Genomic DNA, 17,591 nt, shown 5'->3' with positions numbered 1-17,591 from the left:
CGCGGTTCCCCTTATGCGACCCTTGTTTCCTCCGCTTCGACACGGGCCGTATGGCTGTGTGATTGCGGGATGGCGTGAAGCGGTTCGATCGAGGTGGCGGACAAGCTCTTCGCCAGCGGCACGTCGAAGGGAAAGGGGATCTCCACCCACTGCGCTTCCGCGTCGGAGGTGCCGGCGTAGAGCCGCGTGACCGGGCCGACGCATTCGATCCCGGACGAGAAGACGACGTCGGCCAGATCGGGCCGCTTTGCCGCGCCGGGCGCGCATTGTCCGCGCGCGGCGATGATGCGGTGGTCGCGCCACCCATGCGTCGCGGGGTCGAACACGAAGGCGGTCGCGACATAATGGCGATAGCCGTACAGGATGTCGCCGCGGAACCAGGCGGCATGGGCGATCAGCCCGATCTCTCCGCTTTCGAGCAGATGCGCCTCATTGACCCCGCCCCAGTCGAGCGGGTGGAACATGCCCTCCAGCATCGGCGCGTCCTCGATCGCTTCGACCGTCAGCGCGCCCAGGTCCGCCACCTCCGTGTAGCCGATCGTGCCGCGCCCGCCCTTCGCCCCGCGCGGCCGGGTGAAGACCGCGACGCGACAGTCCGCCAGCTCGCAAAGGCGGATATCCTTCATGCCGAGCGGCCCCGCGAAAAACTCGGCAAGATCGAAGATGTCGCGCCCCCGGAAGAACACGGTGTGCCAGATCAGCCTGTCCTCGCCTCCATCCGGGTTTTCGCTGACCCGAACCCCGCCGAACACCAGCTCGCCCCCGATGCGCGTCACGAACGGGTCCTGCAACGCGAAGCGGGGCGCGCCCTCGATCGGGTACCAGACGCCGTTCCGCTCCTCGAAGAAGACGGCGGTCGAATGCTCGCTGTCGCGCGGCTCGACACGCCCGGCGATCACCGTGCGACCCGCCGAACGGAACGGCGCGGTGATGTTGTAGACGTCCTGCCCGTCCACGCCCTCGAACCGCAGCCTGGCGGTGGGCGGAGGCGCGGCCGGTGCACCGGCGACGAAGGCCTCGTACAGCGTTTTGACGCGCGGGATGTTCTCGCGATCCATGATGATCTCCCGTTTTTCCTGAAGCTGTGTTTGATGGCGTGGCAGCGGTGCCAGCGATCAAACCCCCATCGCCGCCCAGAGGTCGGCCAGAGCGCATGTGCCCAGCGCCATCACCCGGTCCGCGGCACCGTAATAGACGCGCAGCTCCCCGCCCTCGACCAGCGCGCCGCAGCTGAACAGCACGTCGGGGAAGAAGCCGTGCCGTTCGTAATCCTCCACAGGGCTTGCCAGCGGTCGGGACAGCCGTGCGCGGACGATGCGCGGATCGTCCAGGTCGAGCAGCAGCGCGCCCAGGCTGTAACGCTGGTCGGCATCGACGCCGTGATAGATCTGTAGCCAGCCCTTCTCGGTTTCGATCAACTGCGCGCCCCCGCCGATCTTGGCGCTTTCCCACGCCCGATCCATGCAGCCGGCCAAGTGTCGATGCTCGCCCCAGTGGATCAGGTCCGGCGACCGCGCGATCCAGATCTCCGGCGCGCCGAGATGCAGCGGCGCGGGGCGATGCAGGCACCAATAGCTGCCGGCGATGCGGCGCGGGAACAGGCAGACGTCGCGATTGTCGGGCGCATGGATGATCCCCAGCCGCTCGACCTGCGTGAAGTCGTCGGTGACGGCCAGCGCGGTCGCGATCCCCAGGTCGGACACGGCGGTGTAGTTGATGTAGCAACGCCCCTCGATCACCGTCAGGCGCGCATCCTCGCAGCCAAAGCGTTCGTACCGATCGGCGGGAAACAGCAACGGCGCGTCGTCGACAGCAAAGTCGGTTCCGTTGCCGCTCCGCGCCACGCGCAGGTGCGACATGGAGGTCAGGTGTACCTCGCGTGGGTCCGCCCGCGACCGCACCATGCGTGGGTCGGAAAAGTCGTGCGCCGGATCATCGGTGCGAAAGGTCCGCGTCGTGGTGCGCCAGCCCTCGCCGTGCGGCTCCAGCAGCGGCACGCGCACCTCTCCCGCCGCGGCGTCCGCGACGCTTTCCGCGACGCGCAGCAGCATCACCACCGTGTCGCCGATCCGCGCCACGCCCGCGTTGAACGTGCCATCGACCTTCCAGTCCGGACGGCTCGGCCGCACGTCCTCGGGTGTGACCAGCGGGTTGCCGGGCCAGCGCTTCAGCATGGCGAGTTCCTCACTTCAGGGTCAGGGACATGCCCTGCAGGAAATGGCGGCGGAACAGGATGAACAGCAGCACCAGCGGCAGCGTCTGGAGCACCGCGCCCGCCATCACCGGGCCGGCATAGCCGCCATATTGCTTGCTGAACGTCGCCAGCAGCACCGACAGCGGCATGCGGTCGGTGTCGGAGATCACGATCAGCGGCCATAGGAAATTGTCCCAGGTGCCGGTGAAGGTGAACAAGGCGACGATCGCGATGATCGACTTGTTGAGCGGCACCACGATCCGCGTCACCGTCTGCCACAGGCTGGCGCGGTCGAGCCGGGCGGCGTCGAAATACTCCTCCGGCATCGCCTTGAACGATTGCGACATCATGTAGATGCCCCAACCCGACATGGCCGACGGCACGATCAGCGCGCCGAGCGAGTTGAGCAGGCCCAGCTGCTTCATCAGCACGAACAGCGGCAGGATGAACATGGCGGTCGGGACGACCATCTGGAGCAGCAGGAAATCGCCGAACAGCTTCGCGCCCGGAAAGCGCAACCGTGCCAGCGCGAATGCGATGAACGCCGATGTCAGCAGCACCGACGCGGTCACGGTCAGCGTGACCAGCGCCGAGATCGCCGTCGCCTGGAGGAACGGCCGGTCCAGCTTGTCCGCGGCGCCGAACAGGAAACGGAAATTGTCCAGCGTCCAGTCGCCAGAGAACAAGGCGGTGTTGTAGATCTGCGCGGTCGGTTTCAGCGACGCCGCGACCATCCACGCGAACGGGTACAGCCAGGTCAGCGCCAGCGCGTAGATGCCGATCGTCGCGGCCCAGCCACCGACGCTGCGCGATCCGATCCTCATTCGGCGATCCTCATGCACCAGTTCCTCATGCAAGCGTCACCTTCTTCTCGAACAGGCGCCGGGCCAGGACGATCAGCAGGTAGCTGACCAGCGACACGATGATGCTCATCGTCGCCGCATGGCTGGGCTGGAGCCGGCGGAACGCGGTTTCGTAGATCATCATCTGCGGCGTCACCGTGCTGTCGGACGGGCCCCCGCCGGTGATCAGGAACGGTTCGGTGAACAGCCCGAACGACACCAGGATCGCGAACACCAGCACCATCATCAGCTGCGCGTTCAGCATCGGCAGGGTGATGCGCGCGAGCCGGGTCAGCGGCCCGGCATGGTCCAGCCGCGCCGCATCGTAGATCTCCGCCGGGATCGTCAGCAGGCCCGAATACAGGATCAGCCCGTAATAGCCGACGAACTTCCACGCCACGACCAGCGCGATCGCGAGCATCGCCAGCGTCGGGTGGCTGGTCCACGGGATGCGCGCGCCCGTCCAGTCGTGGATCAGGGTGTTGAGCGGCCCGGTCGAGCTGAAGATCTTGGTGAATACCAGCGACAGCGCGACGCCCGACGACACGTTGGACAGCAGGAAACACAGCGCCACGAACGCCTTGCCCCGGCGTACATGCCGCAGCCCGAATGCGACCAGCAGCGCACCGCCAAAGGCGAGGGGCAGGTAGAAGGCGAGGAAGCGGACCACGTTCCACAGCGACACCAGGAACTGCGGGTCCTGTATCGTGCGGACGAAATTGCGCGCACCGGTGAACACGGGTTCGTCGAAGAAGCGCCACTGCGTCACCGACAGCCGCGCCAGCCAGAAGAATGGATACGCCCAGAAGATCGCGGCGAACACCAGATAGGCGGAGGCGAGCGACAGCCCGACGATCGCCTCCCGCGACAGGCGGCGCCGGTGATGGGGCAGGGGCCTCATGCCTGCGCCGCCAGCATGCGGTCGGTGTCGCCGACCGCGCGGGCCAGCGCGTCTGCGGGTGTCGCCTGCCCGGTCATCAGCGGCTCGACCAGTCGGGACGACATGATCTTCTGGATGTCGATCGTGTACTCCGACAAGGCGGGTGGGCGGGCGCTGGCGACATGTTCGGCATAGGTGCGGACCAGCGGGTTCGTACGGTAATATTCGGCGAAGCGCGGGTTGGTCAGCAGGTCGCTGCGCGCAGGGGACAACCCGGTACGGCGCAGCCAGAGCAAATTGAGCGCCTCGTCCCCCAGCACCCAGGCGAGGAAGTCGAACGCCTGTCGCGTCACCCGGCTGCTGCGGAAGATCACCACGCCCTTGCTGTCGGAAAAGGTCGATGTCGGCCCGCCACCCGAATTCGCCGTCGCCGCTTCGCGCGCGATCATCGGCCCCACCGCGATCCGCGCCAGCGTCTGCGGATAGATGCGCGCGAACCGCTCCACATCCCAGGGCCCCCGCACCGCGCCGGCGGCCAGGCCCGACACCAGCGGCTCCTCCGCGTCGAAGTCGGGTGCGGTCCAGCCCCGGCGGAACATGCGATCCATGAAGGTCGCTGCCTCCAGACCCGCCCGGTTGTCGTACAGTGCGTGCGCGCCATCCAGATAGGGCAGCCCGCCCGACACCGCGTAGTAGAAGGAGATGAAGTCGAACCAGCGGTCGCGCCAGTCGCGCCCGGCCACCACCTGCATCCCGTAACGCCGGCCGGGGCGGCCGTAGCGCGCGCTGAACTGGTACACCTCGTCATAGGTGCGCGGCGGGTGCGACAGGCCGTTCGCCTCCAGCAGGTCCGCACGCCACCAGATCAGGGTAGGGCTGGAATAGATGGGCAGCGCACAGACGCGACCGCCCTGCGTCCAGCCCGGCACGATCGCCTCCATGCGACGCCGCGCGACCAGCTCCGCGAAGCCGGGCAGGGCGGCCAGGTCGACCACCTGTTTCAACGCGGCCAGCTGCACCGCGAAACCGGAAAAGATATTGGTGCACAGGTCCGGCTCCGTGCCCGCGACCAGCGCCGACAACACCGTGTCCTCCGAACTGCCGGCGGTGGGGATGGTGGTGAACGTCACCGGCAGGCCACGGCGCAGCGCGTTCCAGCGCGCCACCGCGACCTTCCAGAACCCTTCCTCCGCATCGTTGGGCGCGACCCAGAGGCGGATGACGTCGCTGCGCCGTTCGCGGCTCTGCGGCGCGCAACCGGCGAGCAGCGCCGCACCGCCCACGCCGAGCCGCAACAGGTCGCGACGCTCCATCACGGCAGCGGCGTTCCATGAAGGGCGGTGAGCGCGAGCAGTCCCTCGACCGTCGACTCCGCGCCGGAATCGCCGCTCACCGACGATGGGGCGTTGATCCCGTCGAGTACGCGCCCGCTGACCGGATCGTAGATCGCCCGGCGCGCGTCGTTGTCGCGGCCGAACCAGCCCGCCAGCCGCCTGGCGGTGTCGCGGTAACGCGTCTGGCCGGTGACCCGGTACGCCTCCGTCGCGGCGAGGATCATCGGGCTGAGGCCATAGGCGATCTGGGGAAAGCGCTGCACCCCGAACGGCTCGATCCGCCCGTCCGCCACCCGGATCGAGAAGCTCGACAGCATGCCGTGGTCGAGCAGATAGGGATAAAAGCCGTCGATCTCCGCCAGCGCGCTTTGCGTGAAATCGCGCCGCCCGAACGTCGCGCCGGCGCGCAGCAGCGCATAGGCCTGGGCGTTGCCCCAGCCGTGCCAGCCATTGCGCCAGCTGAGATGCGCGCCGTATGGAAAATGCCGCGCATCGCCCGCCTGCATCCGGACCAGCCCATCGCCCAGCCGCTCGACAAGGGCACGGGTCGCCGGGTCCTCCGTGCGCCGGTAATGGGCGAGCAGGCCGAGCATCGCGGTGGACCCCGCGTCAGCGCCGGAGCCGAAGGGGAGCCAGGTCGGCACCGCCACGCCCTCCACGCCGGTCACCGCGCCATCACCCGTCGGCAGGTCGCGCACCAGATTGGCGACCAGCCGATCGGCCGCCTCCTTGGCGCGGGTCGCCGTGGGGCCGGCGGGCAACCGTCCTAGCGCCGCCTCCAGTCCCCACAGCGCACGCAACGACCACCAGTTGAGTTCGGCGAGCGACGTCCGGTACTCGCGGTTGATCCGTGACTCCCGGGAGTCGGGGCCGGGCGCCCAGATGAAGTTGTGGAAATAGCCGTTGTCCGCCTGCATCCGCAGCACGAAGCGGGTCAGCAGGTCGAGCTGGCGCAGCCGCGCAGGTTCGGATTGCGGGATCGCGGACAACAGCACCATCGCCCGTGCCGCATCGTCGACACAGGCATAGCCCTCCCTCGGCTCGATCGCGAAACGATAGTCGGGCGCGACGCTGTAGATGTTGAGCACGCCAACCTGCTCGCCCCCGACCACGGCTTCCGCGAACAGGTGATCGACATGGCGCAGCGTGACGGGCGCTACGCTTGCGTCCGCAACCGGCGCGAGGCGCGCGCGCGCACCGACCGTGGGATCGGCGCAGGCGAACAACAGGGGGGCGAACAGCAAAGGGCCGGAAAGCAACGCCGCACGGGCGGTCCGTACGCATCGCCCGCGCGTCCTTTCCCGTGGCGTGCCGGGGCCGCCATGCGCTTCGGATGCGCCGACCATCAGCTGCGCATGGTCCTCTCCCTTTTCCCGTGATCCGGGTCTATGTTTAACGTTAAAGATGGCTGGTTGTGCCTGTCAAGCTGGCGGGCTAGGTCGTTACCGACGGCCACGGAAAACAGCCGATTGGGAGAGGATGGTGCGGGCGAAAAGGGCCACACTCAAGTCGATCGCGTCCGACCTGGGGGTGACGCACACCTCCGTGTCCAACGCGTACAACAACCCGGCCAAGGTGTCCCGCGAGCTGCGGGAACGCATCATCGCCTATGCGCGCACGGTCAATTACGACGGTCCCAATCCCGCGGCACGGTCGCTGCGCACCGGCCGCTGTGGCGCGATCGGGGTGCTGTTCAACGACCAGCTGAGCTACGCCTTCACCGACGCGCACGACATCACCTTTCTGCGCGGCATCTCGTCGGTCTGCGAGGAGGAGGGCGCGAACATCGTGCTGATCCCGCTCCAGAACCGCGATCCCGAACGGCGCGACACGCTGACCGCGATCGTCGACGGCTACATCCTCAACGCGCCGTACAAGAGCCACCCCACGATCCGTCAGGCGCTGGCACGCGGCCTGCCGACCGTGGTGGTCGATTTCGACGCGCCCGACCTGTCCAGCGTGCTGACCAACGACCGGGCGATGATGCACGCGCTGGTGTCGCACCTGCTGGACCTGGGCCACCGGAACATCGCGATCGTCACCTTTCCCCATTCGGAGGGGCAGGGGGCCACCCTGACGCTGGCCGACGATTTCGAGGACGAAAGCTATGTGGTGCGCGAACGTATCGACGGGTGCCGCGACGCGTTCGACGTGGCCGGGGTGGCGCGATCCGGGGTCCGCGTCTGCGAGACGATGAACAGCGAGGAAGGGGGGCAGAGCGCGGCGGAGCGGCTGTTGCAGCTGCAGCCGGAGTTGACCGCGCTGGTCTGCTTCTCCGACCGGCTGGCGCATGGCGCGATCGCCCATTGCCGAACGGCGGGACTGGCGGTGCCCGGCCGTATCTCCGTCACCGGCTTCGACGGGCTGCCCGCGTTCGGGCGACAGGGGGATACGCTGCGCCTCACCACCGTGCGACAGAACGCGTTCGAGAAAGGGCGACGGGCGGCCGAGATCCTGCTGCGCGGCGACGGCGCCATGGGAGGCGCAGGGGTGCAAAAGGTCGCCATCGAGGCCGCGCTGATGATTGGCGACACCAGTGCGGCGGTCTGGGACGGACCGGCCGAAGGGGGGCAGGGCGCATGACGGCGTTGGTCCTGGCTGGCCTCAGCAAATCCTATGACGGCACCGACACGATCCGCGGCATCGACCTGGAGATCGAGGACGGCGAGTTCGTCGTCTTGGTCGGGTCGTCGGGTTGCGGAAAGTCCACCGTGCTCCGGATGATCGCGGGGCTGGAGGAGGTGTCCGCCGGCACGATCCGAATCGGCGACCGCGAGGTCACCCACGTCCCCGCCGCGGCGCGAGGCGTCGCCATGGTGTTCCAGTCCTACGCACTTTATCCCCATATGACGGTGCGGGAGAATCTGAGCTTCGGCCTCAGGAACATGCGTGTTCCGCGCGCGCGCATCGCCGAGCAGGTCGCCGAGGCGGCCGCGATCCTGGAACTCGACACGCTGCTCGACCGGCTGCCCAACCAGCTGTCGGGCGGGCAGCGACAGCGGGTCGCGATCGGTCGTGCCATCGTGCGCGATCCGACGATCTTCCTGTTCGACGAACCCTTGTCCAACCTCGACGCCGACCTGCGCGTCCGCATGCGTCATGAACTGGCCCGCCTGCACAAGCGGCTGGGCAGCACCATGATCTACGTCACCCACGACCAGGTGGAGGCGATGACGCTGGCCGACCGGCTGGTCGTTATGGACGCCGGCACCATCTCGCAGGTCGGCACCCCGCTGGAATTGTACGAACGGCCGGCGAACATCTTCACCGCCGGCTTCATCGGCAGCCCGCGCATCAACCTGCTCGATGCGGTGGTGGTGGAGCGCCGCGGCGGGGAGGCATTGTTCGAGGTCGCGGGCGGTGCCCGCTTCGCCCGGACGTGCGCAGAGGAACTGGGCGTGGGCGACCGGGTGACCGCCGGACTCCGGCCAGAACATGTACGGATCGATCGTGGCCAGACCGGCCCGGATGGTGGCGACATGGCGCTGACCCTCGACGTGGAGGCGGTAGAGGCGCTGGGCCATTCCACCTTTGTCTACGCGCAGTTGAATGGCGCGGGCGAGTTCCGGGCAAAGCTGGACGGCCATCATACGATCCCCGTGCCGGGGACCCTGACGCTCCATGCCGATCCCGCGCGCATCCTGCTGTTCGACGCGACCGGACAGGCGATCCCGACCCTCCGGCAGTAACGACCCGATCACCGGCATGGGTCATGTGCCGACCGCTTGCGCGCATCCTTGTTGATCGATAAACGTGTCTCCTCGACCACAGTCCGCCTCAGACGGACGGGTCAGGAACAGGGAGAGGAAAAGGCATGAAGCGCATCGCGTGGAATCCCTTGGGCGGCCGCCTGGTCGGCATGACGGCGATGGCAACGATCCTGGCCGCGGCGACGCCCGCGCCGGCGCAGGAACGCAAGGCGGAGCCGCAGGACAGCCAGATCAAGGACAGCACCGCCCAGCCGGCCGAAGTGAAGGCCGGCCAGACCGACAACGGCACGCCGATCGCGGAAGAGGGGGGTGGGGACGACATCGTCGTCACCGGTCTGCGCGAAAGCCTGAAGCGCGCGGTCGACATCAAACGGTCGGCGGACAACATCGTCGATTCGATCGTCGCCGACGATATCGGCAAGCTGCCCGACCAGAACATCGCCGAAGCGATCCAGCGCGTTCCCGGCGTCACCATTTCGCGCGACAATGGCGAGGGCCAGTTCATCACCGTTCGCGGCCTGGGTCCGGCGTTCAGCACCGCGCTGTACAACGGCCGCATCCTCGCGACCGAGAACCAGGGCCGCGAATTCAGCTTCGACATCCTGCCGGCCGAACTCATCAACCGCGTCGACGTGTCGAAGACCCCGATCGCCAGCCAGATCGATGGCGGCATCGCATCGACTGTCGACATGTACACGGCTAGACCATTCGACTTTGCCGGCACCAAGTTCGTCGCCTCCGGCCAGGCCAATTACGACAAGCTGCGCGGCAAGGCGTCGCCCCAGGCATCCGGCCTTTTCAGCACCAAGCTGGCCGACGGCACGATCGGCATCCTCGGCGCGGTGTCCTATATCGACCGCCAGATCGAGGGGAGGCGCATCTTCACCGACGGGTGGGAAGCGAACCAGAACCTCGACCTCAACAAGGACGGGACACCCGAATTCACCGGCGTGTCGCTGCCCACCTATGTCGAATATGGCGTCAACAGCACCACCCGCAAACGCCTGTCCGGGCTGGCCACGGTGCAATGGAAGCCGACCGACACGATCGTGCTGACGCTGGACGGCCTGTATTCCAAGCTGGACGTGAACGACGATAACAAGGTGTTCTTCGTCTATGGCGGCCCAGGCGACATCACGGCCGCGACCGTGGACGCCAACAAGACGATCACCAGCTATACCGGTATCGCCTCGGGCCCGACGATCACCAACCAGGTGCGCCCCCGCCTCGCCAAGACGAAGGAGGGCGGCCTGAACCTCGACTGGCACCCGACATCGCAGATCTCGGCGCTGCTCGACCTGTCCTATTCCAAGGCGACCGACAACACGGGCGGCAACCAGGCGTGGTTTGAATCGAACCTGGCGCAGCCCGGCTACTCGCCCGCACGCGTGAATTTCAGCCTCAGCGACCGCGGGCTGCCGGTTTATTCCGGTCTGGGCGACATCCTCGACACGTCCAACGCGCGCGCCGGCTATCTGACCTTCGAAGGGGTCAGCGTCGCCGACCGGATCTACCAGCTCAACACGCAGGTGAAGTACCAGGCCGATGGCGGCATCCTCCGCTCGCTGACCGCCGGTGCGAATTACGTGGACCGCAAAAAGGAGCGCTTCTCCTACAAGACGCCTGACGCCCTGCAGAGCGTGTTCTCGGGCGTGCCCTATCCCCAGAGCGTGTTCGGCAAGCCGGCGGACGCCGACGACTTCTTCGGCGTCGGCATGTTCCCCGGCGGCTTTCCGACCTATTCGGTCGCGGACCTCCAGGCCTACCTGCTGTCCGACGCCACCATCGCCGCAACCGCGAACCCGGATGCGACCCGCGCGGCGCTGGCGGCCAATGGCGGCGGGCTGGGCGTCGTGCTGATCCCCAGCAACAGCGGCTCGGCGCAGGAAAAGACGATCAGCACATTTGCCCAGGCGAGCTTGGGCGGCGAGCTGGGCTCGCGCAACTGGTCGGCCAATATCGGCATCCGCTTCACCAAGACGGACGTGACATCGCGCGGGTTCGGGCAGGAGATCCTGAGCATCACCACGCCGGGGCCTGGCCTTGACCCGATCGTCAACCTGTCGGCACCGCAACCGATCGTCGCGAAGGGCTCCTATGCCCAGGCGCTGCCCACCGCGAACGTCAAGATCGACGCGTTCCGGAACGTCGTGTTCCAGGCGGCGGTGGCCAAGACGCTGACCCGCGCGACGCTGAGCGACCTGCTGCTCATCCGCAACATCAACCCGCGTCCGCGCGAACGCGCGATCACCGACGGCAACCCCGATCTCCAGCCGATCACCGCCTGGAATTACGACACGGCGCTGACCTGGTATATCGACCGGTCGAGCTATGTCAGCATCGCCGGCTTCTACAAGAGCATCAAGAACGTCTCGGAATCGGTGACCAGCACCATCGAGGTGCTCGGCCTCGACTTCCGCCGGACGCGGCCGGAGAATGTCGGCACCGACACGTACAAGGGCATCGAATTGTCGGGCCAGTACACCTTCAACGGCCTGCCCGCGCCGCTCGATGGGCTGGGCGTCCAGGCCAATTTCAGCCTGGTCGCACCCGATGCCACGACCTACAACGTCGTCGGCTTCTACGAAAAGGGGCCGCTCCAGGCGCGCATCGCCTACAACTACCGCCAGAGCTATCGCCAGACGGAACAGGGCAATCGCGGCCAGCCGGTCGACGTCGCCGCCTATGGCATCTGGGACGCCAGCATCAACTATGCGCTGACCCCCAACGTCACGCTGTTCGCGCAGGGGCTGAACCTGTTCAACGAAAAGACCAACCTGTATTCGGTCTACAAGGAACGCACGATCACCTACGAAAGCTACGGGCCCCGCTACGCCCTGGGCGTCCGCGCGACGTTCTGAGGGGGCTGTTAGCGGAACGGCACCGGTGGGACGTCGCAGGGCAGGGTACGTGATGCGGACTCATCCGATCGGGTCATCCGCCGGTGCCGCGCTCGTTCAGCCCGGCCATCAGTGCGCTACCGCCTGACGCCGCGCGGCGATCAGCTGTCGAACGCGGACCCGGCGATCGGCTTGTCCCGACTGGACCAGGCCGGCGCCGTGTCACTCGGTTCGGGTCTGGCAGGGGAGGGCAAGCGCTTCCTTGCCGGCCGGTCATGGATAAGGTGCGGCATGCCGGTTCCCCCCGCCACCCGCAACGGGCGAGGGGGCTGCGCTCTCCGTCCCGGAGAAATCGAGATCCGCGAGGGCGACCGCCTGATCTTCACCGCCAGCGATACCAAACGTGGCATGACCAACGGCACTGCCGTGACGCTGGTTGCGATCGAAGGGGGCACGCTGCACCTGTCCGGCCGTGAGCGCGACCATGTCATCGGGCTGGACGATTTGATGCGAGAGCGGCTGGGACATGGGGCAGTGCTCAACATGCACCGCGCTCAAGGGGTAACGGTCGATCGCGCGATCACGGTAATGGACAGCCGCGACCGGCTGCTCAACAGCCGGAGCTTGCATTACGTGCTCCAGACCCGCGCGCGTGAGGACATGTCTCTGCATACGAACAACCGTGTCGCGCTAGCCGAGGCGATCGAGGCGCACCGGGGCGACGTGCCGCATGCGATCGATCTCGCGCCCGAACTGACGGTGTCGGCAGGGGAGCGTTTCGACCCAGCAACTGGCGAGTTGCCGCTAAGCGACGATCCGCTGGCGAGTGACAGAGGTCTGCTCGCCACGATGAGCGAAGCCTTGCGCAAGGTCGGCCGCGAAACCACCCCGCCGGTTCGGGAGGCGTCACCGCAGACGCAGGGGACGGCACAGGAGCTGACGCCCAAAGAGCCGGATATCGATCTAGAATATGACATGGACATGTAGCCGATACAGCCCATGCGCAGCGCCGGCATGTGTCACATCAGATGTCGATCGGGAACTCCGGTGCCTTTCGCAGCGTCTCGAACTGCGGCCATGAGAGCGGCTGCTCCAGTGCGTCGCATGCGATCAGCAGGAACGGCTTCTCTGCGGGGCTCGCTTGTGCCGCGACACGAATCATATCCTCGAGGGAGCCTTCGCTGACCAGTTCGGACGATGTTCCTACGTGCGCGGCCTCCTTCTGCCCGCGCCATAGCCGCGCGGGTTTCCGCCATAATCCATTCAACATCGTATTGTCGCTCCAGCCCCCTGGTGCCGTGCTCCGTTAGCCGTACTGAACCCAGGAGGCCACCATAGGAGCCGGCGCCAAGCGGCAAGTGGCGCGGATCGGGCGGCGAACCGTCATGCGCCCGTCACATGGCTGATGAGCGGCCCTTGGGGTGACCGTCGATCTGGCGCGGGCAAGCCAAACATCAATGTCGACAAGCAAGGATGTAGACACGTCGACGATCCGCGTTTGGAGATTCATTCACTGAATCACAGCCGGCATTCTGATGAAGACAATCCGTCGGACATGCCCGGAGCCGCCCGGTAGATTCGCGGGCATGGACACGCTGCCCTTCCACCCCATCGAACTGGTCGCGGTGGACGCGGCGCGCAACATCCGCCGACGCTGGAGCGTGGTGGCGATGCGCGACCTGTTCGGGCGGGTGGTGGTGGAAACAGGTTGGGGCCGGATCGGAACCGCGGGGCGCAGCCTGGTGCGGAGCTTTCCGGACGAGGCGAGTGCGGCGCGTTACGTCGCCGCGCTGCTGCGCGTGCGCGGCACGGCGTGGCGGCGGATCGGAGTCGGCTACGTCCCGGCCGGGTGAAGGCGGGCGATGACGGGGCACGGTGCGTTTTCCCGGCGTCACCGTTGGGCGGGGCGCAGGAGAATGCCCGATGTCCCGTTCCGTGCTGCTTACCGGGGCCAGCGTGGCCGGCAACACCGCCGCATGGTGGCTGGGCCGTGCCGGGTTCGCTGTGACGGTGGTGGAGCGCGCGCCCGCATTCCGCGACGGCGGCCAGAATATCGACGTGCGTGGCCCGGGGCGGGAGGTGCTGCGCCGCATGGGGCTGGAACGGGCCGCGCTGGACCGGGGCACCGGCGAGCAGGGCACCGCCTGGGTCGAGGAGGACGGCCGCATCGTCGCACGGTTCCTGACCCAGGACCATGGCAGCGACGGCCCGACCGCCGAGATGGAGATCCTGCGCGGCGACCTGTCCCGCCTGCTCCACGAACCCGCCGCGTGCCATGCGACCTATCGCTACGACGACAGCATCGCAGGCGTCGACCAGGACGGGGAGGGAGCGGACGTGACGTTCGCCAGCGGCCGAACGGAACGCTATGATGCGGTGATCGTCGCCGAGCGGGTCGGGTCGAGAACGCGGGAGCTGGTGTTTCCGGGCGAACGCGATCCGTGCTGGATGGACCTGTCGCTGGCCTACTTCACCATCCCGCGCGTCGCCGATGACGACCGGCTGTGGCGCTGGTACCATGCGGTTGGTGGCCGCAGCGTGTCGCTGCGCCCCGACCGGCACGGCACCACGCGCGCGATGCTGTCGGTGCAGAAGCGGCCGGGCGGCGAGCAGGAATGGAGCATCGACCGGCAAAAGGCATGGCTGCGCGACACGTTCGCCGATGCCGGCTGGCAATCCGCGCGCGTGCTGGCGGAGATGGACACCACCGACGACTTCTATTTCGACGTGCTGCGCCAGGTGCGGATGAAGCGCTGGTCCAACGGGCGCGTCGCGCTGACCGGCGATGCGGCCGATGGTGGAGGATGCGCAAGGGGTGCCGAAGCTCGCGCCCCGATGGTGGGCGGCTGGACTGAGCTGTTCTTTCGCAAGAAGGCTCTGGGAGCGAGCGCGGCCGCATCGGGCGCGATGGTCGCGACCGGAGCGGCCTATGTCGCGATCGCCGCCAAGGCGGACCGGACGGCAGCCGCGACGGCGGTCCCGTTCGTCGCCTGGCTCTGCTCCGCGACACTTCTGGCCGAGCGCATCCGGCGCGATAATCCGAGCCACGGGGTACCGGTGGAGAAGGGCGGCCGGTGAACCGCGTCATCGCCTGACACGATCGCGGTTGACCCTGTGCCGATCAGGCTCCCCCGCTGCCCGGAGACCCGCCCACCGAGAACGCGGCATTGCAAGCGGAGATCGGCTGGCGCACCATGCTGACAGGCTTCGTAGGTGACATCATGCTCAAGACCGTCGGCCTGTTGGCAGCACTGGCGGCCGCCGTACCCGCATCGGCTCAGCTCGCCCCCGGCATCCGCATGCCGCCAGAGATCGGCGCGGCTTACGGGCGGCTGGGCAAGGCGATGATGGCCCATGATGCCGACGGCGTCAGAACAGTGTGGGCCGACGACTTCGTGGTGAATTCTCCCGACAACACGGTGTTGCGGCGAGAGGACGTGATCGCCGTGATGGAACGTGACTTCCTCGACTACAAGGATTTTCACAAGCACATCAGCTTTATCGACGAAAAGCCCGAGGTGACGATCGTCATGGGGTATGACACGATGATTCCGAACAAGGGGCCGGGTACCGGCAAACGGGTCATGCGGCCCTTCACGGATATATGGGCAAGGCGCCGGACAGGCTGGCAGCTCATCGCGCGCCAGGCCACGATCGCCGAAGCACGCTGAACGGATCGCCTGTTCGGTAACGGCCGGAAAGTGCCCGCCTATCCCTCCTGGTCGAGCGCGGGCAGCTGCTGGTGCTGCACCACGCGCCACACCTCATGCTCGATGCGGCGGATGGTGGAGGTGCACCATGCCTCGTACCCGGCATGCCCGTCCTTTTCGGCCCGCACGCGGTAGCCGACGACGATCAGCCCTTCCTGCGGGCGCGACACGGTGCGATCGGTCAGCTCGGCCCGATCCCAGGTCGGCGTGTCCGCGACCGCGCCCACCGCCGCGTCGCCGGCCAGCACGAAGGGCGGGCGGGGCAGCACCATGACGACCTCCGGATCGACCTTTTCCCGGTAATTCTCCGGTCCCTCGATCCACAGGCTCTGCTCGAAGCCCCACAGCCGGTCGTCATCCATCGTGCAATTCTCCCGTCATCGCGGCCAAGCGTGCCGGAACACCGGTTGGTTCCGGTCGCCGGGCTGCAACGGAAACCTCGGTTACGCGGCGCGAAAAATCAGTCCGGCCAGATCGCCCGCGCGGCCAGTCCGCGCACGTCGACCTTCGCCTTCAGCCGCGCGGCGAGCAGTGCGGTGCCGCTGACCTTGCGCTGCACGAACAGCGTTTCGACGTCGGGCACGTGCCAGGTCGCGCGGTCGCCGATCATCGCTCGCGCCTCTTCGCGCACTACGGGCACGAAGCTGCGGTCGCCGAAGTCGAACGGTCCGGGCCTGTTCATCGCCGCGTCAATGGCGGCCACCATCCGGTCCACCGCCGGGCGGTGCGCCGCTGCCGCCTCCCGCCCCAGAAAGCCGGTTTCCACCGCGATGTCGCGGACCCGGTCCAGATCGCGCGCCAGCCCCGCCGCGATCAGCCGGCGATACGCCTCGGCGGTCCCGGCCGGCACCGCGCGCGTCGCGCCGAAGTCGAGCAGCACCAGTCGCCCGCCAGTTCCTTCATCGGACTGCCAGCGGTAATTGGCGAAATTGGGGTCGGTCTGCATCACCCCGAACGCGAACAGCTCGCGCAGCACCAGCGACACCAGCGCGGTCATCGCGCCGTCGCGGGTGTCCGCGTCCGTTTCGGCGAGCGCCTCCACCGACTGCCCTTCCACAAAGCTCATGACCAGCACGCGCGGGGTGGTCAGCGCCTCGTACAATTCCGGCACGACATAGCGCGCGTCACCGGCCAGCCGCTCGGCATACAGCCGCATCTGTTCACCCTCACGCCGGTAATCGGCCTCCTCGCGCAACTGGCGCTTGGCCTCTCTCAATAACGGGGAAAGGTCGAGTGTAGGGGGCAGCAGGTTGGACACGCGCAGCAGCGTGGCGACATTGTCGACGTCGGCGTCGATGCTGTCCGCCACCCCCGGATACTGCACCTTCACCGCCAGCACGCGCCCATCGTGCAGGGTGGCGCGGTGCACCTGGCCGATGGAGGCGGCGGCGATCGGACTCGCCTCGAACAGGGCGAAGCGACGCCGCCATTCGGCACCCCATTCGGCGCGCAGCACCGCGTCAAGCTGGCGGGGCGGCATGCGATACGCCTGGTTGCGCAGCCGCGCGAGGATGGCCGACAGCTCCGCCGGCAACAGGTCGCCCGCGTCCATGGAGATCATCTGCCCCAGCTTCATCGCCGCGCCGCGCAGGTGCGACAAACGGTCGGCGATGCGGGTGGCATTGGCCGGGGTCAGGATCAGGTCGCCCACCCGCGGCCGCTCGCCCGCGGCCAGCCGCCGCACGCCCTCCGCCAGCATGCCGCCCGCCACGCCCCCGGCCAGTCGTCCGAACGCGCCAAGCCGCGCGACCCGGCCCGAAGGCACGGCGCGGCCGCGATCGGCCTGGCGGGTAATGTCATCATCCATGCTAGCATGGACCGGCGACCGGGCGCGTTGGTTCCCCCCAATCCATGAAGTCCGAACAGCCATCGGCGGTGGCGAAACATAGGTAACCGCATATCCATCCTGCCGCGCATCGCGGTATATTTGCCACCGTTCCCGAGCCGGTTTCCGTTCAAAGGCCCAGAGCGATCACGCGGGTTGCCTGCCGGTCGCATGGGAACGATCCTCACCGTCCATGATGCCGGCGGACCTGACGCCGAGCGGCAGTTCAATTTTTGTATAAACCCTTTGCTTGCCC

The 17,591-nt window shown here is 67.5% G+C and carries 16 protein-coding genes; 7 read left to right on the top strand and 9 right to left on the bottom strand.

Going from position 1 to position 17,591, the window contains the following annotated elements; all coding sequences use genetic code 11:
- Positions 1-11: 11 nt before the first annotated feature.
- The 6 genes from BMX37_RS15520 to BMX37_RS15495 are packed head-to-tail and all read right to left on the bottom strand — an operon-like array spanning position 12 to position 6,596.
- Positions 12-1,058 (bottom strand): DUF1861 family protein, encoded by a 1,047-nt coding sequence (locus tag BMX37_RS15520; RefSeq protein WP_093666695.1) that lies wholly within the window; start codon positions 1,056-1,058, stop codon positions 12-14.
- A 57-nt stretch (positions 1,059-1,115) separates the two neighbouring features.
- Complete coding sequence (locus BMX37_RS15515) at positions 1,116-2,174, bottom strand: glycoside hydrolase family 130 protein (protein WP_212611460.1); 1,059 nt, start codon at positions 2,172-2,174, stop codon at positions 1,116-1,118.
- Positions 2,175-2,184: 10 nt separating this feature from the next.
- On the bottom strand, positions 2,185-3,018 hold the full coding sequence (locus BMX37_RS15510) for a carbohydrate ABC transporter permease (protein WP_093666694.1): 834 nt from the start codon (positions 3,016-3,018) through the stop codon (positions 2,185-2,187).
- Between the two features lie 25 nt (positions 3,019-3,043).
- A complete protein-coding gene (locus BMX37_RS15505) occupies positions 3,044-3,937 on the bottom strand; it encodes a carbohydrate ABC transporter permease (protein WP_093666693.1) in 894 nt (297 codons plus the stop codon).
- Entirely contained in the window at positions 3,934-5,229 is a 1,296-nt protein-coding gene (locus BMX37_RS15500) for an ABC transporter substrate-binding protein (protein ID WP_093666692.1), read from the bottom strand. The genes BMX37_RS15505 and BMX37_RS15500 overlap by 4 nt, the downstream gene beginning before the upstream one ends.
- The gene (locus BMX37_RS15495) at positions 5,229-6,596 is read right to left on the bottom strand and encodes a glycoside hydrolase family protein (protein WP_093666691.1); all 1,368 of its coding nucleotides are present in this window, start codon (positions 6,594-6,596) and stop codon (positions 5,229-5,231) included. Before BMX37_RS15495 ends, BMX37_RS15500 begins: the two co-directional genes overlap by 1 nt.
- A gap of 136 nt (positions 6,597-6,732) precedes the next feature.
- Here BMX37_RS15495 and BMX37_RS15490 point away from each other — a divergent pair, with 136 nt between their 5' ends.
- The 4 genes from BMX37_RS15490 to BMX37_RS15475 all read left to right on the top strand — a co-directional run bounded on the left by BMX37_RS15490 (position 6,733) and on the right by BMX37_RS15475 (position 12,787).
- Complete coding sequence (locus tag BMX37_RS15490; RefSeq protein ID WP_170842014.1) at positions 6,733-7,833, top strand: LacI family DNA-binding transcriptional regulator; 1,101 nt, start codon at positions 6,733-6,735, stop codon at positions 7,831-7,833.
- On the top strand, positions 7,830-8,939 hold the full coding sequence (locus tag BMX37_RS15485; RefSeq protein WP_093666689.1) for an ABC transporter ATP-binding protein: 1,110 nt from the start codon (positions 7,830-7,832) through the stop codon (positions 8,937-8,939). The genes BMX37_RS15490 and BMX37_RS15485 overlap by 4 nt, the downstream gene beginning before the upstream one ends.
- Before the next feature lie 125 nt (positions 8,940-9,064).
- A complete protein-coding gene (locus BMX37_RS15480; protein WP_093666688.1) occupies positions 9,065-11,821 on the top strand; it encodes a TonB-dependent receptor in 2,757 nt (918 codons plus the stop codon).
- A gap of 111 nt (positions 11,822-11,932) precedes the next feature.
- Positions 11,933-12,787: a hypothetical protein gene (locus tag BMX37_RS15475; protein ID WP_093666687.1), complete on the top strand. Its 855-nt coding sequence runs from the start codon at positions 11,933-11,935 to the stop codon at positions 12,785-12,787.
- A 37-nt stretch (positions 12,788-12,824) separates the two neighbouring features.
- On the opposite strand, the gene BMX37_RS18905 is transcribed toward BMX37_RS15475, so the two are convergent.
- Positions 12,825-12,962 (bottom strand): hypothetical protein, encoded by a 138-nt coding sequence (locus BMX37_RS18905; RefSeq protein WP_170842013.1) that lies wholly within the window; start codon positions 12,960-12,962, stop codon positions 12,825-12,827.
- A gap of 424 nt (positions 12,963-13,386) precedes the next feature.
- Here BMX37_RS18905 and BMX37_RS15470 point away from each other — a divergent pair, with 424 nt between their 5' ends.
- The 3 genes from BMX37_RS15470 (at position 13,387) to BMX37_RS15460 (ending at position 15,471) form a co-directional block, all read left to right on the top strand.
- The gene (locus BMX37_RS15470) at positions 13,387-13,653 is read left to right on the top strand and encodes a WGR domain-containing protein (protein WP_093666686.1); all 267 of its coding nucleotides are present in this window, start codon (positions 13,387-13,389) and stop codon (positions 13,651-13,653) included.
- A gap of 70 nt (positions 13,654-13,723) precedes the next feature.
- Entirely contained in the window at positions 13,724-14,878 is a 1,155-nt protein-coding gene (locus BMX37_RS15465) for an FAD-dependent monooxygenase (protein ID WP_093666685.1), read from the top strand.
- A gap of 116 nt (positions 14,879-14,994) precedes the next feature.
- Positions 14,995-15,471 carry a nuclear transport factor 2 family protein gene (locus BMX37_RS15460; RefSeq protein ID WP_093666684.1) on the top strand — a complete coding sequence of 159 codons (477 nt, stop codon included), beginning with the start codon at positions 14,995-14,997 and terminating at the stop codon, positions 15,469-15,471.
- A gap of 38 nt (positions 15,472-15,509) precedes the next feature.
- Here the strand turns inward: BMX37_RS15460 and BMX37_RS15455 are convergent, their stop codons facing one another.
- Both BMX37_RS15455 and BMX37_RS15450 read right to left on the bottom strand, forming a co-directional pair.
- The gene (locus BMX37_RS15455) at positions 15,510-15,872 is read right to left on the bottom strand and encodes a DUF4440 domain-containing protein (RefSeq protein ID WP_093666683.1); all 363 of its coding nucleotides are present in this window, start codon (positions 15,870-15,872) and stop codon (positions 15,510-15,512) included.
- A gap of 98 nt (positions 15,873-15,970) precedes the next feature.
- Positions 15,971-17,317 (bottom strand): ABC1 kinase family protein, encoded by a 1,347-nt coding sequence (locus tag BMX37_RS15450; protein WP_093666682.1) that lies wholly within the window; start codon positions 17,315-17,317, stop codon positions 15,971-15,973.
- Positions 17,318-17,591 lie beyond the last annotated feature (274 nt).

The organism is Sphingomonas gellani, from assembly GCF_900110035.1.
GTDB lineage: Bacteria > Pseudomonadota > Alphaproteobacteria > Sphingomonadales > Sphingomonadaceae > Sphingomonas > Sphingomonas gellani.
This window is presented reverse-complemented; position numbering and strand designations above follow the sequence as displayed.